Source organism: Erwinia sp. ErVv1 (genome assembly GCF_900068895.1).
Classification (GTDB): domain Bacteria; phylum Pseudomonadota; class Gammaproteobacteria; order Enterobacterales; family Enterobacteriaceae; genus Erwinia.
The window spans coordinates 511,215-535,426 of sequence record NZ_CDPK01000003.1 but is presented as its reverse complement, the minus strand read 5'-3'; the positions used below and the strand labels follow the sequence as shown (position 1 = coordinate 535,426).

Sequence of the window (24,212 nt, the reverse complement as noted above, 5' to 3'; positions counted from 1 at the left end):
TTAATCTTCTTTTGGCGAAGCGTTCTCAACCCGGCTTTTAAGCTTCTGCCCCGGGCGGAAAGTCACTACCCGACGTGCCGTAATTGGAATATCTTCACCGGTCTTAGGGTTACGTCCTGGACGTTGATTTTTGTCGCGAAGGTCGAAGTTGCCAAAACCTGACAGTTTGACCTGTTCGCCATTTTCCAAAGCGCGGCGTACCTCTTCGAAAAACAGCTCTACCAGCTCTTTGGCATCCCGCTTGCTAAGCCCCAGCTTCTCAAACAGGTATTCGGACATTTCAGCTTTTGTAAGCGCCATAGGTTCAATCCCTCAAGGATGCTTGGAATCGCTCTTTCAGTGCCTCTACACATCCTGAAACGGTAGCGGCAATCTCATCTTCTTCGAGTGTCCGGCCGGTATCTTGCAATATCAGGCTGATAGCAAGGCTCTTAAAACCTTCTTTAACGCCCTTACCGCGGTACACGTCAAACAAGTTTACGCCAACTACCTGATTTACGCCAACTTTCTTACACACATCAATAACATCTGCTGCCGGGACGCTTTCAGCCACCACAATGGCGATGTCGCGGCGGTTAGCCGGGAAGCGTGAAATCTCGCTCGCGTCAGGCAGGACGCGGTTTACCACCCTGTCCCACTCCAGCTCAAACAGGACGGTACGACCGTTAAGATCCAGTTTCCGTTCAAGTTCCGGATGCACCACACCGATATAACCAATGCGTTGATCGTGCAAATAAATTGCCGCGCTCTGGCCCGGATGGAGTGCTGGAGTGGCTTCAGCACGAAACTGAACGTCGTCCATTTTGCCCGTTAAATCCAGAACCGACTCTAAATCACCTTTCAAATCATAGAAGTCTACCGCCTGACGCGCCAGATCCCAGTGTTCTTCATTTCGTGTACCGGTGATCACACCCGCCAGCATAACATCCTGACGAACGCCAAGAGGTGCCGCTGTATCAGGCACAAAGCGCAGACCGCTTTCAAACAGACGCACGCGGCTCTGTTGACGATTCTGGTTATTCACCACCGCCGTCAGCAGGCCAGTCCACAGTGACAGGCGCATCGCCGACATATCGCTGGAGATAGGGCTGGGCAGAATCAGCGGTTCCACACCCGGATGCAGTAGTGCCTGGATCTTAGGGTCGACGAAGCTATAGGTAATCGCTTCCTGATACCCTTTATCAACCAGCAGCGTCTTAACACGTTTTAGCGACAGGCTGGCTTCATTATGGCGGGTCATGATCAGACCTGCCTGCACCGGCACATCTGGAATATTGTTGTAGCCATAGACGCGCGCGACCTCTTCTACCAGGTCCTCTTCGATTTCCATATCGAAACGCCATGACGGCGGCACCGCTTTCCACTCACCGGCGGCAACGCTCACGTCACAGCCCAGACGACGGAGAATATCGGTCACGGCCTCATCGGCAATCACGTGACCAATCAAACGATCCAGCTTTTCACGGCGCAGCATAATCGGGGCACGCGCGGGCAGGCTGTCCGGGCTGGACACATCGATAACCGGGCCAGCATCACCGCCGCAAATGTCCAGCAGCAGGCGCGTTGCCCGATCCAGCGCACGATATTGCATCTGAGGATCAACGCCGCGTTCGTAGCGATGAGACGCATCGGTGTGCAATCCGTGACGACGGGCGCGACCGGTAATCGACAGCGGGCTGAAGAATGCACACTCAAAGAGCACATTAGTCGTCTCTTCATTCACGCCGGAGTGTTCGCCACCGAATATCCCGGCCATGGCCAACGCTTTTTGATGATCGGCAATCACTAAGGAATCGGCGTTCAGTTTTGCCACTGTTCCGTCAAGCAGCGTCAGGGACTCACCCTCTTCCGCCATGCGCACCACAATACCGCTTTCGATGCGATCCAGATCGAAAGCATGCATTGGCTGACCCAGCTCAAGCAGAACGAAGTTAGTGATATCCACAACCGGATCAATAGAGCGAATGCCGCAGCGGCGCAGCTTCTCCTGCATCCACAGCGGGGTGGCTGCCTTAACGTTGATCCCTTTGATCACGCGGCCCAGATAGCGCGGGCAGGCATCAGGGACATCCACGCGGATGGGGAAGCTGTCCTGGAGGGTTGCCGCTACTGGCGTAATGTCAGGCTCAGTGAGGGACATTTTATTCAGCACGGCCACGTCGCGCGCCACGCCAATAATGCCCAGGCAGTCGGCACGGTTAGGCGTTACGCTTATCTCAATGGTGCTGTCGTCGAGCTGCAGGAATTCACGGATATCCGTGCCTGGAACGGCATCAAGCGGCAGCTCAATAATACCATCCTGTTCAACGGAAATGCCCAGCTCAGAAAAGGAGCACAGCATCCCTTCGGAAGGCTCGCCGCGAAGCTTCGCGGCTTTAATTTTGAAATCGCCAGGCAGTACAGCACCCACGGTGGCCACGGCCACTTTCAGACCCTGGCGACAGTTGGAGGCACCGCAGACGATATCCAGCAGACGGTCGCCGCCAACGTTAATTTTTGTCACGCGCAGCTTATCGGCATTAGGATGCTGGCCACATTCGACCACCTCACCCACCACCACGCCATGGAAAACGCCGGCTACCGGCTCTACGCCGTCAACTTCCAGACCTGCCATGGTAATTTGTTCTGACAGTGCCGCGCTATCAATGGCCGGGTTAACCCACTCACGTAACCAGAGTTCACTGAATTTCATTGGTGTTACCCGCCCTTATTTAAACTGTTTGAGGAAACGTAAATCATTTTCGAAGAAGGCGCGCAGATCGGTTACGCCATAGCGCAGCATGGTCAGACGCTCCATGCCCATACCAAAGGCAAAGCCTGAATAGACTTCAGGATCGATGCCTACGTTGCGCAAGACGTTGGGGTGCACCATGCCGCAGCCCAGCACTTCCAGCCACTTACCGTTTTTACCCATCACATCCACTTCTGCGGAAGGCTCGGTAAACGGGAAGTAGGACGGACGGAAGCGAATCTGGAGATCCTCTTCAAAGAAGTTGCGCAGGAAGTCGTGCAGCGTTCCCTTCAGATTGGTGAAGCTGATATTTTTGTCTACGATCAGCCCTTCCATCTGGTGAAACATCGGGGTATGGGTCTGATCGTAATCATTACGGTAGACGCGGCCCGGGGCGATAATGCGGATTGGCGGCTGCTGATTTTTCATGGTGCGGATCTGCACCCCAGAGGTCTGGGTCCGCAGCAGGCGAGTGGCATCAAACCAGAAGGTATCATGGTCAGCACGCGCCGGGTGGTGGCCCGGAATATTCAGCGCATCAAAGTTGTGGTAGTCATCTTCAATTTCAGGGCCGGTTTCCACCGCAAAGCCCAGTTCACCGAAAAAGGTTTCGATGCGATCGATGGTGCGGGTAACCGGGTGTAAACCGCCATTTTCGATGCGGCGTCCCGGCAGCGAGACGTCAATGGTCTCTTCCGCGAGGCGCGCATTGAGGGCAGCAGACTCCAGCGTGTTTTTGCGTTCGTTGAGCGCTTCCTGCACCTGCTGTTTGGCATCGTTGATCACCGCACCGGCGGCAGGTCGATCTTCTGCTGGCAGCTCGCGCAGCGTGGTCATCTGCAGCGTCAGATGCCCTTTTTTCCCCAGATATTCAACGCGTACCGTGTCTAACGCGGCAACATCATGGGCATCAGTAATGGCCGCTTTCGCGTTCGCCACCAGTTCTGCGAGATGTGACATGCTTTCCTCTTCTTCCAGCCATCAGAGCTGGTTTGTTTTTATGGGGACGAGGTGTCGTCCGTTATTCGCTTCGCCAGAAATAGAAAAGCCTCCACGAGGGAGGCTTTTAGCGCGATTTTTCGTTTCTTCTCTTTGCGCCAGCCCCCGTTCCTCAGGTGCTAAAGTAAAAAAAGAAACGAAAATAAGCGTTCATGCAGGTGTTACCTTGTGGATTTAAGGGGCCTCATGTTCCCACGCCATACTGGCTGCCCGGGGTCAGAGAACGGAATTTGTGACGATATCGCGGATAATAAAAGAGGGAGACGAGCTCCCTCTTCCACCTGACTTACGCCAGAGCTGTTTTCGCTTTTTCAACCAGTGCTGTGAAAGTCACTTTGTCGAATACGGCGATGTCAGCCAGAATCTTACGGTCGATTTCGATCGAAGCCTTTTTCAGGCCATTGATGAAACGGCTGTAAGACATACCGTTAGTGCGGGCCGCAGCGTTAATACGCGCGATCCACAGCTGACGGAACTGACGCTTACGCTGACGGCGGTCACGGTAAGCATACTGACCAGCTTTGATAACAGCCTGGAAGGCAACGCGGTAAACACGTGAACGTGCACCGTAATAGCCTTTAGCTTGTTTTAAGATTTTTTTGTGACGTGCGCGAGCAACTACACCACGTTTTACACGAGCCATTTAGCTCTCCTGTTTAATATTCTGTTTTACCCGATGTGACTCGGGTACTAAAAAAGGGACTACTTATGCGTAAGGCAGGCAGGCAATAACCAGACCCAGATCGCCTTTAGATACCATGCCTTTAGGGCGCAGGTGGCGTTTACGCTTAGTCGATTTTTTGGTCAGAATATGACGCAGGTTAGCGTGTTTACGCTTGAAGCCACCAGAGGCGGTCTTCTTGAAGCGCTTAGCCGCGCCACGTACAGTTTTAATCTTTGGCATTTAAAACATCCACTTCGCATTGTTAATAAAATGAATCAGACAGGCGAATAAAAAGCCGCACGGCACGAAACCGCGACGGCTTTTATTACTTTATGGCCTACTGCTTCTTCTTCGGAGCGAGCACCATGATCATCTGACGTCCTTCAATCCTTGAAGGGAAGGATTCAACAATAGCCAAATCCATGTCTTCACACAGATCTTTACGGACGCGGTTAAGCACTTCCATGCCGATCTGCTGGTGCGCCATTTCACGACCGCGAAAACGCAGCGTGATTTTGGCTTTATCGCCCTCTTCGAGAAAGCGAACCAGGTTGCGTAGTTTTACCTGATAGTCGCCATCATCGGTTCCAGGGCGGAATTTGATTTCCTTAACCTGAATAACTTTTTGCTTTTTCTTCTGTTCTTTAGAAGATTTGCTTTTTTCATAAAGGAACTTGCCGTAATCCATGATACGACAAACGGGCGGCTCGGCGTTAGGGCTGATTTCAACTAAATCAACACCTGCTTCTGCTGCTTTTTCCAAAGCTTCATCCAGACTGACAATGCCAATCTGCTCGCCATCGATGCCCGTAAGACGAACCTCAGTGGCGCGAATTTCTCTGTTAATGCGATTAGGACGCGCCGGTTGAACTCTTTTTCCGCCTTTAATACCTTATTCCTCCAATTGATGAAGATTGCGACTGCGTATTTCTGCCTGCAGCTTCGCGATTACGTCATTTACGTCCATGCTTCCCAGGTCTTTACCACGGCGGGTGCGAACGGCAACTTTGCCTGCTTCCACCTCTTTATCACCACAGACCAACATATAAGGGACACGACGTAAAGTGTGCTCACGGATTTTAAAGCCAATCTTCTCGTTTCTCAAGTCCGCTTTTGCACGAATGCCCGCATTCTGCAATTTTCGGGTCAATTCTGCAACATATTCGGACTGGCCATCGGTGATATTCATCACCACAACTTGTACAGGAGCCAGCCAGGTAGGGAAGAAACCGGCATACTCTTCGGTAAGAATACCGATAAAGCGCTCCACTGAACCCAGAATTGCACGGTGAATCATCACCGGCACCTGACGCTCATTATTTTCACCCACATAAGAGGCGCTCAGACGACCCGGTAAAGAGAAGTCCAGCTGGACCGTGCCGCACTGCCAGGCACGATCGAGACAGTCATGCAGGGTAAATTCAATTTTAGGACCGTAAAACGCGCCCTCACCCGGCTGATAGTCAAACGGAATGTCGTTCTCCTTCAGCGCGGCAGCCAGGTCGGCTTCAGCACGATCCCACTGTTCATCCGTACCTATACGCTTCACCGGACGGGTTGAGAGCTTGACCGCGATTTTTTCGAAGCCGAAGGTGCTGTACATGTCGTACACCATCCGGATGCAGCTATTCACCTCGGTACGCACCTGCTCTTCTGTACAGAAGATATGGGCATCATCCTGGGTAAAGCCGCGGACGCGCATCAGGCCGTGCAGCGCACCGGAAGGTTCATTACGGTGGCAGCTACCAAACTCAGCCATTCGCAGCGGCAGGTCGCGGTATGATTTTAGACCCTGATTGAAAATTTGCACGTGACCAGGACAATTCATGGGCTTGATGCAGTATTCACGATTCTCCGAGGAGGTGGTGAACATTGCTTCCTTGTAGTTTTCCCAGTGTCCGGTTTTTTCCCACAGCACGCGGTCCATCATCAGCGGACCTTTCACTTCCTGGTAGTCATACTCGGTCAGCTTGCTGCGAACAAACACTTCCAGCTCGCGGAAAATGGTCCAGCCGTCATTGTGCCAGAATACCATACCCGGTGCTTCTTCCTGCATATGATACAGATCAAGCTGCTTGCCAATTTTACGGTGGTCGCGCTTTGCAGCCTCTTCCAGCCGCAGCAGATAGGCCGCCAGCTGTTTTTTATCCGCCCAGGCAGTACCGTAGATGCGCTGCAGCATTTTGTTATTGCTGTCGCCGCGCCAGTAGGCACCTGAGATTTTCTGTAGTTTGAAGTGGTGACAAAAGCGCATATTCGGCACGTGCGGGCCACGGCACATATCCACGTATTCCTGATGATGATACAGGCCCGGATGGTCATCACGGCTGATATTCTCATCAAGAATGGTCATCTTGTACGTTTCGTTACGGGCAGCGAAGGCGTCACGCGCTTCCTGCCAGCTCACTTTCTTCTTGATGACGTCGTAATTCGTTTCGGCCAGCTGATGCATACGCTTTTCGAGCTGTTCGATATCTTCCTGAGTCAGAGTGCGGTCAATATCAACGTCATAGTAGAAACCGTTATCGATCACCGGGCCAATCGCCATTTTGGTATCAGGCCACAGCTGCTTGATGGCATGCCCCAGCAGATGAGCGGTTGAGTGACGAATAATTTCCAGACCCGCTTCGTCTTTAGCGGTAATTATCGCGACACTGGCATCGGCAGTAATGGGATCGACGGCATCTACCAGTTCACCGTTCACGCGGCCAGCAATGCAGGCCTTCGCCAGGCCCGGACCGATATCCTGGGCAATGTCCATCACGCTGACGGCGTGGTCGAAAGTACGCTGACTTCCATCAGGAAGAGTAATAACAGGCATCATACATCCTTAATTGCAGTGGTAACCCATACGCAAGGCTACATACAAAAATGAGTTAATTCATATACTTCAGACCATGGTAACTTGAAACCGACTCACAGTTGTCAGTTTGGTCCCAGCCTGGTACACGGGTAAAACGTTTCTTTCAGCAAAAACGCCTTAAGGGCGAACATCTTACACGCTATGACCCCCAGGTCAAAGAAAGCGAAGGCAGAGTTTTTTTAGTTTGCAATAAAAAGAGTCAGTGAGGGGAAATAACGGAGAAAGAACGGACTACAGATTAACGGGCCGGCACTGCCGACCCGTCACAAAAACAGCGAACCGGGACGGTTTACATGGCGTAGGACAACATAACGGTCGTTTTAGTATCCGTTTTATCCGGCGCAGAGGAAGGTGGATTCTGGTTCCAGGTGACGTTGTAAGCCACCTTCAGCGAAAAGTGCTGGTTAATAGCGACCTGCAGGCCCGTTTCGGAGTTAACAGTGGTGTCATCACTGCCCAGTACCGATACACCCTGAATGAACTTAGTGGTATCTGTCAGCTGCCACTGATAGCTCAGCGCGCCGTATGCCAGGGCCTGCGTTTCACTGCCACCGTCGTGGTAGTCGTCATAGCGTACGCCCGGGCCGGCTTCTATGCGCAGTGAATGCACGGGACCGTTAAGCAGCTGGCGACCATAACCGGCTACCAGAATTGAGCGGCCGTCATACCCGTTAAAGCGGTCGCTGAGCCAGCTTGCCTGACCGAACAGGTAGTCAAAGTCGGTCATGTTGTAACGCGTACGTCCACCCAGCTGATAGGTTTCAGAAGAGCGTTCGTCGTTAGAAGAGGTGTTACTGGCGCTGCCCCACAGGCTGTATGCTGTTTTTGGCTGATACCAGGTCATGGTGGTATTAGCCGTCAGCGAGGAGCTGGTAGTGTTTCCGGTCTGAGCCAGATAACCCGCAGAGGCATTGCCATCGAAAGATTTCTTCGCCGTGGAGGGATCATCCATGACCGTAAAGACGTTATTGTCCGCGAGCGCCTGGTGGCACAAAGTTCCGCAGGAGAGCAAAAGAGCTACAGACAGCTTGTTAAAGGCTTTCATTAAATGTGATCCGTACGACAGTTTGAGATGAGTGAGTCTGAAGATTTTTAAAAGACGATCAACGCAATTTACGGAAATAATCGTAACATTTTGTTTGATCGCTCTTTTAACTAAGCAACCTGTCAAAAAGGTGTTCTGAATGAGAGAAGTCTTATTAACGTCGCGTAGTATAAAGGTTAATTGAATGCTTTACAGCCAGCAGTAAATAAGATTTATTCCGCATAAGTGAAAATAAAGTGTCTGGATGTTACAAGGTGTCTCGGCTGACGGAATAATTCTCACACCCTGTTTGGGGTTTAAAATGGACGCGGCAGAACCACCGTTTTACACCACTGGCCCTGTCGCGCCCCTGTTGCTGCCCTATTTTGCCGGGGCCTGTGCGCCTAACACACCTTCCCCCAGTGGGACTGCGGTAAAGTGGGTGACAATTTCTTTCCAGGTATTGGCCGGATCGAGCGTGGCAAATTGCTGCGGGTAGATAAACTTCGCCAGATACTCCAGCCCAACAATATTGTAGGGGTGGTTATAAAAATTATGGTAAACGCCGTAAAAGCGGTTATTGCTGATGGCGGAGACCTGTGAAAAACCGGGCCGCTGCTTCATTTTGTCGAAAGCGGCGTTAACCTGATTTTGCGTGACGTTGTAACCGAAAGGAATAGCAGCATTATTTTTACTCGCCCACTGCGAACCCGACACGATATAAACATCCGGTTTAAGCGAAATCACCTTTTCCAGGGAGATATCGCCGGTGGCACCCGGCAGCAGGCCGGTAGCGATATTTTTCGCGCCTACGGCTTCGACCATTGCGCCCCAGCCGACGTTAGCATGGGTAAAACAGCATGATTCCAGCCCGCCCAACCCGGCCTTCGCTTCAATAAAGACCCGGGGCTGTGGCGTAACACGGCGGGTTGCGGAAAGGATAGCCTGATAGTGGCGCTGATAGAAATCCGTGTAGGCGCGGGCTTCCGACTCACGGTCAAGTGCGATGCCCAGCAGGGTGATACTTTTGGGAGTATCCTTGACCGGATCCTTAAAGGTGTCGATAAACAGCACGGGGATACCAAGCTGATGCATTTTATCCAGCACCCCGGTCTGGCTAAGTGAAGGTTTGGCGCGAAGCTGGGCGATCATTAAGTCGGGATGCAGGGCAACCACACTTTCCAGATTGACATCCCCTTTATCACTGAACCCCATATCAACAATTTTCTGCGCAGCGGGCCACTTCTTCGCCATCAGCTCCCAGGTCGGGCGGTCGCTTTTTTTCAACAGGTTATTCCACGCTACCAGACGCTGAAAGGGGTCATCGCGGTCCAGCAGCGCCAGCGCGAGAATGTCGCGACCATCCTGCAGAACAACCCGCTGCGGCTGATGAGAAAGGGTGACCTGCTGCCCGTCGCTGTCGGTCAGCGTGACCGGGAAGGTAGTCGCAAAGGCTGGAACGGCACAGGCCATCAGGGCGAAGGTGGTAGCAAAACGAGCAACAGACAGCACATCAGACTCCAATAACTCTCGGGATAAGGGCGAAGATAATAATGATAATTAATTGCATTATCAATCAGCGCTTTCCGGCCTCCTCTTTTACGTCAGTGGGCTATGCTAAAACATTATGCTTAACAAAGAGGTGAATCATGAGTGCATTAGACGTCGAGCAGTATGTGGTGACTTTTCACTATCAGGAAGAGGGCCTGACCGATGTGCTGGAACTCACCAGCGCGCTGGTTAATGGGGGTTTTACCACCACGTTGCATGATAAAGAGGGTCATCCACACGAGCTGGGTACGAACAGCTTTGGTATCGTCAGCGCGCTGGAAAAGGATGCCGTGCGTGAACAGGCTGAGGGTCTGGGTGAGCTGGCGCTGGGCGACAAGCCTGAGGTGGTGATTCAGACGTGGCAGGAATTTTTAAAAGCGGACCAATAAATAATAATTAATCCGGTAAAAGTTGCTCTGGCCGTGCGCAAGCGCAGGTTTTGATTATTATTTAGGCGTTAACATCAGCGCATCCTGCAGTAAACAGCGAATGGGAGAAACCCAAATGTGGTCAGCCATTGGTCGTCTGTTAAATGAGCAGTTGGGTAACGCCGAAATCAGCCAGCGTACCGAGTTACCCGGTGGGGATATTCACCCGGCGTGGCGCATCCGCTACGGCGAATATGACGTATTCGTTAAGTGCAACAGTCGTGATATGCGGGATCTTTTCGCCTGGGAGGCCGAGCAGCTCCAGCTTCTGGCCCGAACACAAACGGTGCGCGTCCCTGCCGTGTATGGCACAGGAAGCGATCGTGACGTTAGCTTTCTGCTGCTGGAATACCTCCCACTCCGCCCGCTTGAAGGTCGGGATGCCCGGGAGCTTGGCAGTGCGCTGGCGCGTCTGCATCAGTGGAGCGAGCAGCCTCAGTTTGGTCTGGACTACGACAACAACATCACCACCTCCCCGCAGCCCAATAGCTGGCTTAAGCGGTGGTCACTCTTTTTCGCCGAGCAGCGCATTGGCTGGCAGCTACAGCTGGCGGCAGAAAAAGGGATACTCTACGGTGATATCGACCTGATTATTCGCTGCGCGCAGCGGGTTTTGTCTGCGCATAACCCACAACCCTCGCTACTGCATGGCGATCTCTGGCCCGCAAACTGTGCCGCCAGCGACCAGGGACCCTGTATTTTCGATCCCGCCTGCTACTGGGGTGACAGAGAGTGCGATCTGGCCATGCTGGCCTGGCATCCCGAACTTCCTGCTGAGATCCTGGCAGGCTACCAGTCGGTCTGGCCCCTGCCGGAAGATTTCGGCAAACGGCAGCCGGTCTATCAGCTCTACTACTTGCTTAATCGGGCCAATGTTTTTGGCGGTCACTGGCTGGCAGAAGCACAACGTGCGATCGGCAACCTGCTGGATGAGGATGCGGGAGAGGAGCAACGCGCTTGAACGGCCTGATGCCAGTGGTCGGCATGGCGTGTGCTGCATGGGTAAAAAGTGACACGCGTGAACGGCCTGATGCCAGACATCAGGCCGCTTGATCAATAAATAAAGCCCAGCAGCTTTAAGACAAAATAGCCCGCGACGGCAATGGCAATCGGCAGGATGTACAGGGGGAAAATCTGCAGGAAAATCGTATGCCGTGGAACCACGATTTTCTCTTCCAGCTGCTGCCGCGTTCGCCCTTCCGTACCCCGGGCATTTTCCAGAATCAGCTGATCCTCGATCCCTTCCCGTAGATGGCGCGTCTGACGCCACATTCTTGCACCCGACGCCTGTAAAGCGAGACCGACAAAAATCAGCACATATATCACCCAGAAGGAGACGTTGCTGCCGTGATTGAAATCAGGCACGGGCGAATTTTCCCAGAATGACTTCAAAAAACCGGTATTGAAACGGATCATGTCGATCATGACGTGCGAGAAGTCCTGCATTACGGCATTAATCCCTTCTCGCTTCTCACGGCTTTGTTCTAAAAAACCCATCAGCGAAATAAGCGTGGAAATCAACGCCGGAATGAATACGATCCAGCCAGCAATGCGCTTAAGTACGGCAACTCTGCCAGCCTGTTGATAAGTCATGCTTTCTCCTGTCCTTCTGTGCCAGGGGTGTAAGTTTACCTTCAGGCAGCAAATGTGCCTGAAAAAAGTCGGCTTGTCCCTAATATTGACGAAAATAAGGCGATTTCACCCGCGAAAGCTTCATGCTACTGTGAGGATAACCGGTCAAATGGAGTGATAAAATGCCTTATTTTCGTCCTGTACTTGCGGCAATTTTCGATATGGATGGGCTGCTAATTGACTCTGAGCCGCTGTGGGATCGCGCGGAAAGGGATATTTTTTCCTCACTGGGCGTCGACCTGTCGCGCCGCAACGAGCTGCCGGATACGGTAGGGTTGCGTATCGATCAGGTGGTGAGGATGTGGTATGAAACTCTGCCCTGGCAGGGGCCGGATCAGCAGGAAGTTACACGCAGAATTATCGTGCGAGCGCAGGCGCTGATTGAGGAGACGCGCCCGCTGCTTCCCGGCGTAGAATCAGCGATAAAACTTTGTAAGGCTGAAGGACTGAAAATTGGCCTGGCGTCAGCTTCGCCTCTGCATATGCTGGAACGCGTGCTGCACATTTTCAACCTGCGCGACTATTTCGACGTGGTCGCCTCGGCAGAAACGCTGCCGTGGAGCAAGCCCCATCCGCAGGTTTATCTCAACGCTGCGGAAGGCCTGGGGGTGGATCCGCTTAACTGCGTAACCCTGGAGGACTCGTTGAACGGCGTCATCGCGACCAAAGCCGCCCGCATGCGCTCCGTGGTGGTCCCTGCTGCTGAACATGCCGCAGACCCGCGCTGGGCGCTGGCTGATGTCAGGCTCTCCTCGCTGAGCCAGCTCAGTGCAGCACATCTCCACGGTAACCGCCTGAAGGAAAACTAATCCTTTTACCCCCTATTTATCTTTCGTTACAGCGTCACATATTTATTCTACTGTACATATCACCTATACTGGATGGATTGACAGCTATCCAGCCAGGTGTTTTCCATGACGGCCGAAGGCCATCTTATATTTGCGCTTGCCAGCGCTATTTTTTCCAAACGCGCCGAACTCACGCCGGTACTGGCTAACGGTGACTGGTGGCATATTATTCCGGCAACGCTGCTAACCAGCCTGCTGCCGGATATCGACCACCCTCAATCCGTGCTGGGCCGTCGTTTTCGCTGGCTTTCACATCCTATTGCCCGCGCCTTCGGTCATCGTGGATTTACCCACAGCCTGCTGGCGGTGATCGGAGGTATTGCGCTCTTTAACCTGAAAGTTCCGCAGCACTGGGTGGTGCCTGCCGATGCTTTTCAGGGCCTGGTACTGGGCTACCTGAGTCATATCGTCGCCGATATGCTCACGCCCGCTGGCGTGCCGCTGCTCTGGCCCTGTCGCTGGCGCTTCAGGCTGCCGCTGCTTGCCAGCCAGAAGGGTAACCAGATGGAGCGAATTTTCTGCCTGGCGCTGGTCGGCATCGCCATGTGGTTCTCTCCCGGCATGCCCCCCTTTGGTGCAGACGGATGGCCAGCGCAGATGGTCAGCACGGTACAAAGTAACATTAATCGGCTAATTGATAGCCATGGTGCGCAATAACCCGTCATAAAACGACGATTGGTTATAAGCCATTCCATTTGGATATATAGACACCCCGGATCAGCTGCTACCATGCACTCCAGGGCGCATTTGCGTGCGCAATAAAAAATAACGGTAATAGCGCGGTGCCTGATACAGCGCACCGCTTCATTGGAGATCTGGGGATGAACCTTCCATTAATCGCTAACCTTGCGGCATTTGTCGCCCTGTTAGTTATACTGGCTAAAAGTGGTAGCACCCGCTGGAGCCTGTCAAAAAAGGTCCTGCTGGGCCTGGTGACCGGTGTGCTGTTCGGCCTGGTCCTGCATACTATTTATGGCGCCGACAGCGCGACGCTGAAAGAGTCCATTAGCTGGTTTAATCTCGTCGGTAACGGCTACGTTCAGCTGTTGCAGATGATTGTTATGCCGCTGGTCTTCGCCTCAATACTCAGCGCCGTGGCCCGGCTGCATAATGCCTCCTCGCTGGGGAAAATTAGCGTATTAACGATTGGCGTACTGCTGTTTACCACCGCTATCTCTGCCCTGGTCGGCGTGTTCGTCACCTGGCTGTTCAAGCTGGATGCCAGCGGGCTGGTCCAGGGCGTGCAGGAAACCGCTCGCCTTGCCGCGCTAAAAAGTAACTACGTTGGCAAAGTTGCCGATCTCTCCACGCCGCAGCTGCTGCTCTCGTTTGTGCCAAAAAACCCCTTTGCCGACCTGACCGGGGCCAGCCCGACCTCGATTATCAGCGTGGTGATTTTTGCCGCCTTCCTGGGTGTTGCAGCCCTGCATCTGCTGCGGGATGATCGGCCGAAAGGCGAACGCGTGCTGGCTGCCATTGATGTTTTACAAGCCTGGGTCATGAAGCTGGCTCGCCTGATCATGAAGCTGACGCCGTTCGGCGTAATGGCCCTGATGACGAAGGTGGTGGCCAGCTCAAACGTGAGCGATATCGTTAAGCTCGGCAGCTTTGTCGTGGCGTCCTATCTGGGCCTCGCAATCATGTTCGCCGTCCATGCCCTGCTGCTCACCGTTAATGGCGTTAATGCTAAGCGTTTCTTTAAAAAAGTCTGGCCGGTCATCACCTTCGCCTTTACCAGCCGTTCCAGCGCCGCAACCATTCCGCTGAGCGTTGAGGCCCAAACGCGTCGCCTGGGTATTCCGGAGTCTATCGCCAGCTTTTCCGCCTCATTTGGTGCGACCATAGGGCAGAACGGCTGCGCGGGGCTTTATCCCACCATGCTGGCGGTGATGGTTGCGCCGACGGTGGGCATCAACCCATTCGACCCGATGTGGATTGCGACCCTGGTTGGCATCGTAACCCTCAGTTCAGCGGGCGTAGCAGGCGTTGGCGGCGGTGCGACCTTCGCCGCGCTGATTGTGCTGCCCACGATGGGCCTGCCGGTGACGCTGGTAGCGCTGTTGATCTCTATTGAACCGCTCATTGATATGGGCCGCACCGCCCTGAATGTGAACGGCTCGATGACGGCCGGCATGCTGACCAGCCAGTGGCTGAAGCAGACCGATAAAGCACTGCTTCACGCCGATGCAGAGCGTGACTTCGAGCTGGCGGAACGCTGACAGCCTGCTCCGTTGGGAGCCCACAGAACGCGAATAATCTCTCAGGGCTGGCCTCCGCCAGCCCTTTTTTTATCCCCGCCCCGCTTCCCCAGCCGATTTTTACCGCGCTATGCGCGTTTTATCATCCTTTATCATGTTTTAAACACGATTTTAAACACTTAACCCTGCTGTTTTAAGGCGTATCTCACTCACTGTTCTATAGTTACTGGAGTCTGAAATGACAACAACAGGAGTAAGTGAGAATGTCGAAAGAAACAGATAATAAGGAACTCAGCCACAACGCCCCGTCTACCGGGCCTGATTCAGCTAAACCCGGCATGGATTCGCTGGCGCCCGCAGATGGGTCGCATAAACCTTCGGCGGAACCTACGCCACCCGGGAAGGAGCCAACGGCGCCCGGGAGCCTGAAAGCCCCGAATACGCATAATGCCAAGCTTGATGCGCTGGAGTCCTTCCGCAAAGGGGGTGAAAATTTCCCGCTGACGACCAATCAGGGCACGCGTATTGCCGACGACCAGAATTCACTGCGCGCGGGCACTCGCGGTCCCACCCTGCTTGAAGACTTTATCCTGCGCGAAAAAATCACCCACTTTGACCACGAACGCATTCCTGAGCGTATCGTGCATGCCCGCGGTTCTGCGGCACACGGCTACTTCCAGCCGTATCGTGATATGAGCGATATCACCAAAGCGGACTTCCTGCGCGATCCCGGTAAGCAGACGCCGGTATTCGTGCGCTTTTCAACCGTTCAGGGCGGTGCAGGCTCGGCGGATACCGTACGTGATATTCGCGGCTGGTCGACCAAGTTTTATACCGACGAGGGCGTGTTTGACCTGGTGGGCAATAACACCCCGGTATTCTTTATCCAGGATGCTCACAAATTTCCCGATTTTGTCCACGCGGTGAAACCCGAACCCCATAATGAAATCCCTCAGGGACAGAGCGCGCACGATACCTTCTGGGACTATGTGTCGCTCCAGCCGGAAACGCTGCACAATGTCCTCTGGGCGATGTCCGACCGCGGTATCCCACGCAGCTACCGCACGATGGAAGGCTTCGGTATTCACACTTTCCGCTTTATCAATGCCGAAGGTAAAGCCACCTTCGTCCGCTTCCACTGGAAGCCGGTTGCCGGTAAAGCCTCTTTACTGTGGGATGAAGCGCAAAAACTCACCGGGCGCGATCCCGACTTCCACCGTCGCGATCTGTGGGAAGCCATTGAGGCTGGCGACTATCCTGAGTATGAGCTGGGCGTACAGCTGATTGCCGAGGAGGATGAGTTCAAATTTGACTTTGACCTGCTGGATGCGACCAAGCTTATTCCCGAAGAGCTGGTGCCGGTTGAACTCATCGGTAAGATGGTTCTCAACCGTAACCCGGATAACTTTTTTGCCGAAACCGAGCAGGTTGCTTTCCATCCAGGGCACATCGTCCCGGGGATGGATTTCTCCAACGATCCGCTATTGCAGGGTCGCCTGTTCTCCTATACGGATACTCAGATCAGCCGCCTGGGTGGACCTAACTTCCACGAGATCCCGATCAACCGCCCGACCTGTCCGTATCACAACTTCCAGCGTCAGGGCATGCACCGGATGGATATCGACACCAATCCGGCAAACTATGAGCCAAACTCGATCAACGATAACTGGCCGCGTGAGACGCCTCCGGCCCCGCACCGTGGCGGGTTTGAAAGCTATCAGGAGCGCATCGAAGGCCATAAAGTTCGCGAGCGTAGCCCGTCCTTTGGCGAGTATTACTCGCAGCCGCGCCTGTTCTGGAACAGCCAGACGCCGGTGGAGCAGCAGCATATTATTGATGCCTACTCCTTTGAGCTCAGCAAGGTGGCCCGTCCTTATATCCGCGAACGCGTGGTCGATCACCTGGTCCATATCGACGTCTCGCTGGCAAATGGCGTGGCAAAAAACCTGGGGATTGCCCTGTCCGACGAGAAAATGCATACCGCGCCGCCTAAAGACGTTAACGGTCTGAAAAAGGATGCCAGCCTGAGCCTCTATGCGGTACCCAGCGGGACCATCAAGGGCCGCCAGGTCGCGTTGCTGCTCAGCGATGGCGTATGTGCTGCTGACGTGCTGGCGATCCTCCAGGAGCTTAAAGCTCAGGGCGTTCACGGCAAGCTGCTGGCACCGCATATGGGTCAGGTACGCGCCGACGACGGTTCAGACCTGCCTGTTGATGCCACCTTCAGCGGTCTGCCGTCGCTGACCTTTGATGCGGTCATCGTCCCGGATGGCAACATTGATGCCCTGCTGCTGAGCGGTGATGCCCGCTACTTCCTGCTGGAAGCCTATAAGCACCTGAAGGTTATCGGGCTTAGCGGTGACGCCCGCCGCTTTAAGGCGCAGTTTGGCCTTGGCGACAGCGAACAGGAAGAAGGTATCATCGAAGACAGTAAGGCCGAAGGCGTGCTGATGAGCGAGTTCCTGTTGGCGATGGGTGCACACAGGATCTGGTCGCGCAGTCAGAAAGCACTGACCGTGCCAGCCTGACGGCATGGTGATATGGCACTTAATCGGGCGCAACGTTTCAGCCCGATTAAGTGTCGATTAAGCATTAAATCGGGCGACAGGTTTTCGCCCGATTTTTCGTTCAGGAAAGCGTTAAACCCGCCCGATACCTTCTGCTCAACTCCCCCTTAAGTGGTCCTGCGTTAATCCGAAGCAGCGCCGCGCCGGGATGCCTTATGGTAAGGCAGGTAGTGTATGTGGAACGTTCTCCCACGGTGCAGCCAGCACCGCGTCAGACATCATGGTCAGGCCCATCGGGTGCCTCCCGGCTTTAACGTTAATTAAGTCGGTCACTTATCATCCGTTTATTACCCTGATATTGTCGGTCACTGACCATCCGCTATCACCCTGGCATTGATGTTGCTTATTTACCTTCACACCCGTTGTGCTGGAGATAAACCATGAATGCCACCCTGACCGTTAGCCGCTATCGCTACCGTATTTTCGCCATGCTGTTTTTCATCGCGCTGATCAATTACATCGATCGGGGGGCGCTCTCATTTGCGGCCAATGCTATCTCAACGGAATATCACCTCAGTAAGGTGCAGCTCGGCGCAGTGCTGAGCTACTTCGGTTTTGGCTATCTGCTGGGTTCGCTGTGCGGCGGTTTTCTTGCCGATCGCCTCGGCACCAGAAGAGTGTGGCTGATGGCGGGCGTCGCCTGGTCGCTGCTGGAGGTCGCTACGGCCTGGGCGGGTGATGTGGGGTTGGCGCTGTTTGGCGGTTCGGCCATTATGGGGTTTGCGGTTATGCGCGTACTCTTTGGCCTGGCGGAAGGCCCGGCTTATGCCCTCATGAATAAGGCTATCGCGCACTGGTCGCCTGACCACGAGCGCGGAACCGCGCTGGGAATTGGTCTGCTCAGCACCCAGGTGGGCGCACTGCTTACCGCCCCGGTTGCCGTCGGCCTGCTGCTGCTCACCGATGACTGGCGAAGCATGTTTATTCTGCTGGGGTGCTTTTCGCTGATTGCCATGGTGATTTTTGCCCGCGTATTTACCGATACGCCCGAACAGCACCCCAAAGTTAGCCCGCAGGAGCGGATGGTCATCAGCCGCGGCCAGGCTGAGAAGGCCAGCGGTCCGCGCCTGCCCTGGTGGCGCTTCTTCAGCAATCGTACGCTGGTCTGTAACGCGCTGGGCTACTTCTCCTTCCTCTATATCACCTTTACCCTGGTAAGCTGGGGACCGAAATATTTGCAGGACAGCTTTCACTACGATTTGCACTCGCTCTGGTACGTCGCGATGATCCCATGGAGCGGCGCCTGCGTGACCGTGCTGTTGGGAGGCAGGATCGCCGATGCGCTCCTGAAACGCTTTAATAATCTGCGGCTGGCGAGGAACGTTTTTGCCGCCGTCACGCTGCTGATGACTGCGCTCTGCTTTATGGCGATCCCCTGGATGCCCTCACCTGCCACCATTATTCTGATGATGACGCTGGGCAATGCTCTGAACGCGCTGGTGAATAATGTGTACTGGTCGGTGGTAATCGACGTCACGCCAAAATCCACGGTAGGCACCTACAGCGGCATCACCCTGGCCATTGCCAATCTTGCCACCATTACCTCTCCGCTGCTGAGCGGGTGGCTGGCGCAGCACTATGGTTACAACGCCATGTTCAGCGCCACTGCCGCCGTGGCATTTATCAGCATGCTGGCCATGACCATGCTACAGCCGGAGAAGAAACTTCAGCCGGAAGTACGCTTTGCAACCCGCCAGGAGGGCGCAATATAAGAGGCATCGTGGAGGGAGCGTTAAGAATGCGTTAAGTGCTGTAAGCAGCGGACAACCGTGGCGATTCAGCGCTTGCGTTTTCGCTGGCCGGGCGTAATGTTAATCTCAGTCAGAACCAGGAGAAACCCTATGAAAAAGGTGCTCAGCGCTCTTTTCGCTGTAACATTACTTTCCCCAACGCTGGTCCTCGCGCAACCCGGCTGGGGTCCAGGACCAGGCCCTGGACCGGGCTGGCATCACGGCTGGGGCGGTGGGCCAGGCGGACACCGTGGCTGGGGCGGTGGGCCAGGCAGATTAAACTTTCTGCCCGATGCCGCCGTGGGCGTACTGATTGGTGGCCTGACTTACTATGCCCTGAACGGCAGTTACTATCAGCGCGCCAACGATAATACCTATGTGATGGTGCAGCCTCCGGAGCAGCGCTATAGCGGCAGCATGCGTACGCTCGACTACAACGGCGACCGCTTCTACGTCCAGGATGGCCACTATTACCGTCGCGATATTGACGGCCGCTATCTGGAAGTTTCCCGCCCGCCCGGTCTGTAAAAGACAGGCAAAAAAAAACGGTCACCGAGGTGACCGTTTTTCATGTTATCTCAACAGGAATTTACTGCGAAACCTGCGGATCGGTGTCATATTCCTTACAGCTCTGGAAGCCGTAGTTCATTACGCGACCGGTATCGCTATAGCTAACGAAGTAGGTCTGTAATTTACCGTTACGCTCACCCAGAACATAGGTCTGGCAGGTACCGCGAGCGTGTACCATGGTAATTTCAGTTGACGCCGGGCCTGCGATATCACGAACCTGCTGGCGCGTCATACCCTTTTTAACGTCCTGTACCACTGGCTTGGTAACGTAACTTTCCGCGCGATCGTACGCCGAACAGCCCGATAAAACGGCTAAAACCACGGCAGCACCAATAGCTCCTGCAAACTTCTTCATGTTTTTATTCCTCTTTTATTTTCCATGTAAGCTTAAGCCTGGAACAGAAATGCTGATTTATCAACTTTATGGCAAAAAAAATCGCACTTTTTCCTCTCTTTATTGTCATGCAAGCCATGCGAATGACAGATAAAGGAAACATCAGAATTCAATCTTGTTGTTTTACGCCGGCCGCGTTAGCTTTAACGCAACCATTGAAAACACGGCTGCCTGCTTAAGGCAATGAATCTCAGGAGATACAAATGACTTTGCAACAGGAAATAATCGAAGCACTGGGGGTCAAACCTGTCATTGATGTTCAGCAGGAGATCCGCAACAGCGTTGAGTTTCTTAAGTCCTATCTCAGAACCTATCCCTTTATTAAAACGCTGGTGCTGGGGCTCAGTGGGGGCCAGGACTCTACCCTGGCCGGTAAACTGAGTCAGACCGCTATTTCAGAACTCCGTCAGGAGACAGGAAGCGCCGACTATCAGTTTATCGCCGTCCGCCTGCCCTACGGCATTCAGGCAGACGAACAGGATTGCCAGGACGCGATTGATTTCATCAAACCTGACCGCGTATTAACGGTAAACATCAAAGAGGCGGTGCTGGCCAGTGAGAAAGCCCTGCGCGAGGCGGGCGTGACGCTGTCCGATTTTGTTCGGGGCAATGAGAAGGCTCGTGAGCGAATGAAGGCTCAGTACAGCATCGCCGGGGTGACCTCGGGCGTGGTGGTGGGAACCGACCATGCCGCAGAAGCCGTCACCGGTTTTTTCACCAAGTATGGCGATGGCGGCACGGATATTAATCCGCTGTTCCGGCTGAATAAAGGTCAGGGTAAACAGCTGCTGAAAGCGTTGGGCTGCCCGGCGCATCTGTATCTGAAACACCCGACGGCGGACCTGGAAGATGACCGGCCCGGCCTGCAGGATGAAGTGGCGCTGGGCGTCACCTATGAGCAGATCGACCACTACCTTGAAGGCAAAACCATTGCTGCCGATGCGGCAAAAACTATCGAAGGCTGGTATCTGAAGACGGAGCATAAACGCCGCCCGCCCATCACCATCTTTGACGACTTCTGGAAGAAATAATCTCGCACCAGTGAGTGACAAACTGAAGCCAGGGGAGCAGGTCATCGCCCCGGCTTCAGGCGTTATATCAGCATAATCCTGAGCATAGCCACGGCCGTTCGAACATATTTCTGGCGCACAATGCGCCAGGAGACGCTTTTTTATCCTCCCCGCCCCTGTTACACTGTACAAGTAACCAGTAACCGGAGTGCAATGTGGTCAGACGTGCAGCAGCTCAACGCCTGGAATTTGAACCAGCGGCTATCTATCAGTATCCCGAACATCTTCGCCCCTCACTTACAGGGCTACCTTCACTCCCTGGGGTCTACACCTTTCACGGCGACAGTGAAACGATGCCGCTGTATATCGGTAAAAGCATCAATATCCGCAGCCGGGTCATGTCCCATTTTCGCACGGCGGATGAAGCCAAAATGCTGCGTCAGACCCGCCACATCAGCTTTATTCAAACTGCGGGTGAGCTGGGCGCGCTGCTGCTTGAGGCGCAGATGATCAAGGTGCAGCAGCCGCTGTTTAATAAGCGGCTGCGCAAGAATCGTCAACTCTGTTCGCTGCATATCAGCCAGAACAAACCAACCGTGGTCTTTGCCAAAGAGCTGGACTTTTCGCACACGCCGGACCTGTTCGGACTCTATTCCAGCCGCCGGTCGGCGCTGGAGACGCTGCAAAAAATCGCCGATGAGCAGCAGCTCTGTCTCGCACTGCTGGGGCTGGAGAATCTGAGCCGCAACCGCGCCTGCTTCCGCGCCAGCCTGGGACGTTGTGCCGGTGCCTGCTGCGGTAAAGAGTCCCCCGAGGCGCATCATCAGCGCCTGCTTGCCGCGCTGGAACGCGTACGCGTACAGTGCTGGCCCTGGGAGGGTGCCGTCGGCGTGGTTGAGGAAGGCGTAAACCAGACGCAGATCCACATCATCAATAACTGGTTTTATCTGGGATCGGTTGAGGATTTGGCGATGGCAAAGGCGCTAACCTCGACGCCCAAAGGCTTCGACAGCGACGGCTATAAAATCCTCTGCAAGCCGGTCATTAGCGGAAAGTACCCGATAGTACCTTTGTATTAACAAAAAACCGCCGACGCTGCCCACATCCCATTGGCAGGGAGTGGGCAACGCCGGCGGTTTCTGTTTGCGACCGCTAAGCGTTGATTACGTCGCTAAGACTTAATCGTCAGCAGGAGGCATTTTGCCTTCGTGGTGCGGTTTTTCAGCCAGACGCTTTTCGAAGTTCTGGTTGAACTGTTTTTTCTGCTCAGGCGTCAGCACGTTGTACAGTTTATTTTGCGTTTCCATCATTTTCAGCGCACGGCCTTTGCCGTCTGCCGCCATCTGGGTGGCCTGAGCTTCGGCTTTAGCCTGGTCGAAGCTGTCAGAGGCGATAATGTCATGCATCGCGCGGCGCTCTTCCAGCGATGGACGCTTCATGTCTTTGTGTGCGCTATCCATGATGGTACGCATCTGCTGCTTCTGTGCATCGGTCAGATTCAGCCCTTTAAACATTTCATGCATACCACCATGACGCGGCGGCTGGTGCATCATCGGCTTGTCGGCACCGGCCGGTGGCGGGGTCAGCGTATCAGCCGCAGCGTGAACGATATTAGCGGCGCCCAGGGCCAGAGTCATGGCGATTACGGTAGAAGTTAATTTACGCATCATTTTTATCCTTACTTTTCGGTTCTGAGGCGACAGCTTTGTCGCGATGTCGGAACTCAGTTTAGTGCGCTGAACGTCAAGTACGCTGAGCGTGAGTAAAGCCCTGAAAGCATAAAAGACAAATTAGCGCCAATCATGAAGAGAATGCGAAGATTACCGTGAGGAATTGCTAAGAAGTATGAATTTAAAGGGATTAATGCAGAAAGAGTGGAGAAGTGTAATACAACCGCAAATAGCTGGAAAGGAAAAAGTAAGGGGCGTTAGCCCCCTGGAGTACGCAACTGAGTGGAGCGCCATTGCGCGCTGATATTTAGCGTAGCGCCTGATTATGGGCATTGTCCTCAACCAGCATCAGGCCCGCCCGCTGCCCCAGCGCAACGTCAGGATTAGGGAACATCACATATTCCCGCGCCTGCTGCACGTAGTAGCGCTTTTCACCATCTTCTGCCAGCAGCGTCCCCTGAGGGAAGACGGTAAAGTTCAGAGTTTCACGGCTCATATGTAGCCTGAAATCATCCGTCTGGCGGGTCAGCTGCTGGGATACCCGATAGCGGAGCGGCGGTTCCCCCACCTCGGGCAGGCTGCCACCGGTCAGTATGGCCCTTAGCGCCTGATGCGTCGCGGCGAACTGGCTGAGATCGTTACTGCCGAAAGGGAGCGCCTTACCCAGTTCGAGCGTACAGCTTGCTGCGCCAAAGTGGCGGGAGCTGTAGTGGGTGAAGGTACCACCCGGTGCACGATGAAATACCAGCGCCTCCAGCCCGGCGGCGGCCAGCCAGTGCAGAAAATCGTCCGGCCATGGCGTTTCGCGCATCGGCATAACGCCAAAGCGGGTATGCCAGGATCCACGGATTGCCGTATGCAGGTCAAGATGCCAGCGGATCTCGTCGCTGTTGCCCGCCTGCCAGAAGGTCTCCATAGCCTGCTCAAGGCGCCATGCGCGTCGCGCCTCCATGCAGTCTTCATACTGCTGCCAGCGCCCGCCGAACAGCCGGTTCAGGTCGCAGCGAAGATAGCGTTTATCTGCCCGCAGCGCAGTGGGATTACCATAGACCACCAGCAGGCGCGGAAGCAGCGGCAAATCGCCCGCCAGCAGCTCGCTGACCAGCGCATTAAGGATCTCGACCGGGGCCGTTTCATTGCCGTGAATGCCCGCCGAGATAACTACCGCCTGGGTAGTCGCCTCCAGCGGCGTGATTTCGAGGATGCCGTCGTCGAGCCACTGCCACTGCATAAATGCATTGCGACCCGCGCGGGGGGATGGACGTTCACCGCTAAGCGTTAATGTAAGCAAGTCCAGCATGCATTCTCCTTGTTATGAATTTGTGCTCCTTTG

Annotated in this window: 23 protein-coding genes and 1 pseudogene; 10 read left to right on the top strand and 14 right to left on the bottom strand. The window is 54.3% G+C overall.

Annotated features, from left to right (window positions below; all coding sequences use genetic code 11):
* The 10 genes and pseudogenes from ihfA to A1830_RS06685 form a co-directional block, all read right to left on the bottom strand.
* Nucleotides 1–300: an integration host factor subunit alpha gene (gene ihfA / locus A1830_RS06725; RefSeq protein ID WP_017802142.1), complete on the bottom strand. Its 300-nt coding sequence runs from the start codon at nucleotides 298–300 to the stop codon at nucleotides 1–3.
* A gap of 4 nt (nucleotides 301–304) precedes the next feature.
* Entirely contained in the window at nucleotides 305–2,692 is a 2,388-nt protein-coding gene (gene pheT / locus A1830_RS06720) for a phenylalanine--tRNA ligase subunit beta (RefSeq protein ID WP_067703512.1), read from the bottom strand.
* Nucleotides 2,693–2,707: 15 nt separating this feature from the next.
* Nucleotides 2,708–3,691, bottom strand: coding sequence for a phenylalanine--tRNA ligase subunit alpha (gene pheS, locus A1830_RS06715; protein ID WP_067703510.1), 984 nt, complete (start codon nucleotides 3,689–3,691; stop codon nucleotides 2,708–2,710).
* Nucleotides 3,692–3,842: 151 nt separating this feature from the next.
* Nucleotides 3,843–3,884: pseudogene (locus A1830_RS22925) on the bottom strand (hypothetical protein).
* Between the two features lie 132 nt (nucleotides 3,885–4,016).
* Nucleotides 4,017–4,373, bottom strand: coding sequence for a 50S ribosomal protein L20 (gene rplT / locus A1830_RS06710; RefSeq protein WP_013201905.1), 357 nt, complete (start codon nucleotides 4,371–4,373; stop codon nucleotides 4,017–4,019).
* 63 nt (nucleotides 4,374–4,436) lie between these two features.
* Nucleotides 4,437–4,634: a 50S ribosomal protein L35 gene (rpmI, locus tag A1830_RS06705; RefSeq protein ID WP_004157374.1), complete on the bottom strand. Its 198-nt coding sequence runs from the start codon at nucleotides 4,632–4,634 to the stop codon at nucleotides 4,437–4,439.
* A gap of 97 nt (nucleotides 4,635–4,731) precedes the next feature.
* Nucleotides 4,732–5,283, bottom strand: coding sequence for a translation initiation factor IF-3 (gene infC, locus A1830_RS06700; RefSeq protein WP_073980966.1), 552 nt, complete (start codon nucleotides 5,281–5,283; stop codon nucleotides 4,732–4,734).
* Between the two features lie 3 nt (nucleotides 5,284–5,286).
* On the bottom strand, nucleotides 5,287–7,215 hold the full coding sequence (thrS, locus tag A1830_RS06695; RefSeq protein WP_067703506.1) for a threonine--tRNA ligase: 1,929 nt from the start codon (nucleotides 7,213–7,215) through the stop codon (nucleotides 5,287–5,289).
* A 331-nt stretch (nucleotides 7,216–7,546) separates the two neighbouring features.
* Nucleotides 7,547–8,302 carry a DUF481 domain-containing protein gene (locus tag A1830_RS06690; RefSeq protein ID WP_067703503.1) on the bottom strand — a complete coding sequence of 252 codons (756 nt, stop codon included), beginning with the start codon at nucleotides 8,300–8,302 and terminating at the stop codon, nucleotides 7,547–7,549.
* Between the two features lie 360 nt (nucleotides 8,303–8,662).
* Nucleotides 8,663–9,754 (bottom strand): ABC transporter substrate-binding protein, encoded by a 1,092-nt coding sequence (locus tag A1830_RS06685; protein WP_067703738.1) that lies wholly within the window; start codon nucleotides 9,752–9,754, stop codon nucleotides 8,663–8,665.
* 176 nt (nucleotides 9,755–9,930) lie between these two features.
* Here A1830_RS06685 and ghoS point away from each other — a divergent pair, with 176 nt between their 5' ends.
* Entirely contained in the window at nucleotides 9,931–10,221 is a 291-nt protein-coding gene (ghoS, locus tag A1830_RS06680) for a type V toxin-antitoxin system endoribonuclease antitoxin GhoS (protein ID WP_067703500.1), read from the top strand.
* Between the two features lie 115 nt (nucleotides 10,222–10,336).
* Complete coding sequence (locus A1830_RS06675) at nucleotides 10,337–11,221, top strand: fructosamine kinase family protein (RefSeq protein ID WP_067703497.1); 885 nt, start codon at nucleotides 10,337–10,339, stop codon at nucleotides 11,219–11,221.
* A 92-nt stretch (nucleotides 11,222–11,313) separates the two neighbouring features.
* On the opposite strand, the gene A1830_RS06670 is transcribed toward A1830_RS06675, so the two are convergent.
* Nucleotides 11,314–11,853: a YniB family protein gene (locus tag A1830_RS06670; RefSeq protein ID WP_067703494.1), complete on the bottom strand. Its 540-nt coding sequence runs from the start codon at nucleotides 11,851–11,853 to the stop codon at nucleotides 11,314–11,316.
* A gap of 161 nt (nucleotides 11,854–12,014) precedes the next feature.
* On the opposite strand from A1830_RS06670, the gene hxpB reads away from it, so the two are divergent.
* The 6 genes from hxpB (at nucleotide 12,015) to A1830_RS06640 (ending at nucleotide 19,763) form a co-directional block, all read left to right on the top strand.
* On the top strand, nucleotides 12,015–12,701 hold the full coding sequence (gene hxpB, locus A1830_RS06665) for a hexitol phosphatase HxpB (protein WP_067703492.1): 687 nt from the start codon (nucleotides 12,015–12,017) through the stop codon (nucleotides 12,699–12,701).
* Between the two features lie 105 nt (nucleotides 12,702–12,806).
* On the top strand, nucleotides 12,807–13,397 hold the full coding sequence (locus A1830_RS06660) for a metal-dependent hydrolase (RefSeq protein WP_067703490.1): 591 nt from the start codon (nucleotides 12,807–12,809) through the stop codon (nucleotides 13,395–13,397).
* A 164-nt stretch (nucleotides 13,398–13,561) separates the two neighbouring features.
* Nucleotides 13,562–14,959 (top strand): L-cystine transporter, encoded by a 1,398-nt coding sequence (locus tag A1830_RS06655; RefSeq protein WP_067703488.1) that lies wholly within the window; start codon nucleotides 13,562–13,564, stop codon nucleotides 14,957–14,959.
* 242 nt (nucleotides 14,960–15,201) lie between these two features.
* Nucleotides 15,202–17,466, top strand: coding sequence for a catalase HPII (katE, locus tag A1830_RS06650; protein WP_067703485.1), 2,265 nt, complete (start codon nucleotides 15,202–15,204; stop codon nucleotides 17,464–17,466).
* A gap of 419 nt (nucleotides 17,467–17,885) precedes the next feature.
* Nucleotides 17,886–19,217, top strand: coding sequence for an MFS transporter (locus A1830_RS06645; protein WP_067703482.1), 1,332 nt, complete (start codon nucleotides 17,886–17,888; stop codon nucleotides 19,215–19,217).
* A 129-nt stretch (nucleotides 19,218–19,346) separates the two neighbouring features.
* Entirely contained in the window at nucleotides 19,347–19,763 is a 417-nt protein-coding gene (locus A1830_RS06640) for a DUF6515 family protein (RefSeq protein ID WP_067703479.1), read from the top strand.
* 61 nt (nucleotides 19,764–19,824) lie between these two features.
* On the opposite strand, the gene osmE is transcribed toward A1830_RS06640, so the two are convergent.
* Nucleotides 19,825–20,160, bottom strand: a complete 336-nt coding sequence (gene osmE, locus A1830_RS06635) for an osmotically-inducible lipoprotein OsmE (protein WP_067703476.1) — start codon at nucleotides 20,158–20,160, stop codon at nucleotides 19,825–19,827.
* Nucleotides 20,161–20,402: 242 nt separating this feature from the next.
* Here osmE and nadE point away from each other — a divergent pair, with 242 nt between their 5' ends.
* Nucleotides 20,403–21,230: an ammonia-dependent NAD(+) synthetase gene (nadE, locus tag A1830_RS06630; protein WP_067703473.1), complete on the top strand. Its 828-nt coding sequence runs from the start codon at nucleotides 20,403–20,405 to the stop codon at nucleotides 21,228–21,230.
* Between the two features lie 194 nt (nucleotides 21,231–21,424).
* Nucleotides 21,425–22,288 (top strand): excinuclease Cho, encoded by an 864-nt coding sequence (gene cho, locus A1830_RS06625; protein ID WP_067703469.1) that lies wholly within the window; start codon nucleotides 21,425–21,427, stop codon nucleotides 22,286–22,288.
* A gap of 99 nt (nucleotides 22,289–22,387) precedes the next feature.
* Here the strand turns inward: cho and spy are convergent, their stop codons facing one another.
* On the bottom strand, nucleotides 22,388–22,876 hold the full coding sequence (spy, locus tag A1830_RS06620; RefSeq protein ID WP_067703466.1) for an ATP-independent periplasmic protein-refolding chaperone Spy: 489 nt from the start codon (nucleotides 22,874–22,876) through the stop codon (nucleotides 22,388–22,390).
* A 310-nt stretch (nucleotides 22,877–23,186) separates the two neighbouring features.
* The gene (astE, locus tag A1830_RS06615; RefSeq protein WP_067703464.1) at nucleotides 23,187–24,179 is read right to left on the bottom strand and encodes a succinylglutamate desuccinylase; all 993 of its coding nucleotides are present in this window, start codon (nucleotides 24,177–24,179) and stop codon (nucleotides 23,187–23,189) included.
* Between the last annotated feature and the right edge of the window lie 33 nt (nucleotides 24,180–24,212).

Coding starts and splice junctions, on each gene's coding strand:
- A1830_RS06690 (WP_067703503.1), bottom strand. CDS start 8,302: ATGAAAGCCTTTAACAAGCTGTCTGTAGCTCTTTTGCTCTCCTGCGGA.
- nadE (WP_067703473.1), top strand. CDS start 20,403: ATGACTTTGCAACAGGAAATAATCGAAGCACTGGGGGTCAAACCTGTC.
- hxpB (WP_067703492.1), top strand. CDS start 12,015: ATGCCTTATTTTCGTCCTGTACTTGCGGCAATTTTCGATATGGATGGG.
- rpmI (WP_004157374.1), bottom strand. CDS start 4,634: ATGCCAAAGATTAAAACTGTACGTGGCGCGGCTAAGCGCTTCAAGAAG.
- A1830_RS06660 (WP_067703490.1), top strand. CDS start 12,807: ATGACGGCCGAAGGCCATCTTATATTTGCGCTTGCCAGCGCTATTTTT.
- pheT (WP_067703512.1), bottom strand. CDS start 2,692: ATGAAATTCAGTGAACTCTGGTTACGTGAGTGGGTTAACCCGGCCATT.
- A1830_RS06670 (WP_067703494.1), bottom strand. CDS start 11,853: ATGACTTATCAACAGGCTGGCAGAGTTGCCGTACTTAAGCGCATTGCT.
- osmE (WP_067703476.1), bottom strand. CDS start 20,160: ATGAAGAAGTTTGCAGGAGCTATTGGTGCTGCCGTGGTTTTAGCCGTT.
- ghoS (WP_067703500.1), top strand. CDS start 9,931: ATGAGTGCATTAGACGTCGAGCAGTATGTGGTGACTTTTCACTATCAG.
- astE (WP_067703464.1), bottom strand. CDS start 24,179: ATGCTGGACTTGCTTACATTAACGCTTAGCGGTGAACGTCCATCCCCC.
- thrS (WP_067703506.1), bottom strand. CDS start 7,215: ATGCCTGTTATTACTCTTCCTGATGGAAGTCAGCGTACTTTCGACCAC.
- A1830_RS06675 (WP_067703497.1), top strand. CDS start 10,337: ATGTGGTCAGCCATTGGTCGTCTGTTAAATGAGCAGTTGGGTAACGCC.
- spy (WP_067703466.1), bottom strand. CDS start 22,876: ATGCGTAAATTAACTTCTACCGTAATCGCCATGACTCTGGCCCTGGGC.
- katE (WP_067703485.1), top strand. CDS start 15,202: ATGTCGAAAGAAACAGATAATAAGGAACTCAGCCACAACGCCCCGTCT.
- ihfA (WP_017802142.1), bottom strand. CDS start 300: ATGGCGCTTACAAAAGCTGAAATGTCCGAATACCTGTTTGAGAAGCTG.
- rplT (WP_013201905.1), bottom strand. CDS start 4,373: ATGGCTCGTGTAAAACGTGGTGTAGTTGCTCGCGCACGTCACAAAAAA.
- A1830_RS06655 (WP_067703488.1), top strand. CDS start 13,562: ATGAACCTTCCATTAATCGCTAACCTTGCGGCATTTGTCGCCCTGTTA.
- A1830_RS06640 (WP_067703479.1), top strand. CDS start 19,347: ATGAAAAAGGTGCTCAGCGCTCTTTTCGCTGTAACATTACTTTCCCCA.
- A1830_RS06645 (WP_067703482.1), top strand. CDS start 17,886: ATGAATGCCACCCTGACCGTTAGCCGCTATCGCTACCGTATTTTCGCC.
- pheS (WP_067703510.1), bottom strand. CDS start 3,691: ATGTCACATCTCGCAGAACTGGTGGCGAACGCGAAAGCGGCCATTACT.
- A1830_RS06685 (WP_067703738.1), bottom strand. CDS start 9,754: ATGGCCTGTGCCGTTCCAGCCTTTGCGACTACCTTCCCGGTCACGCTG.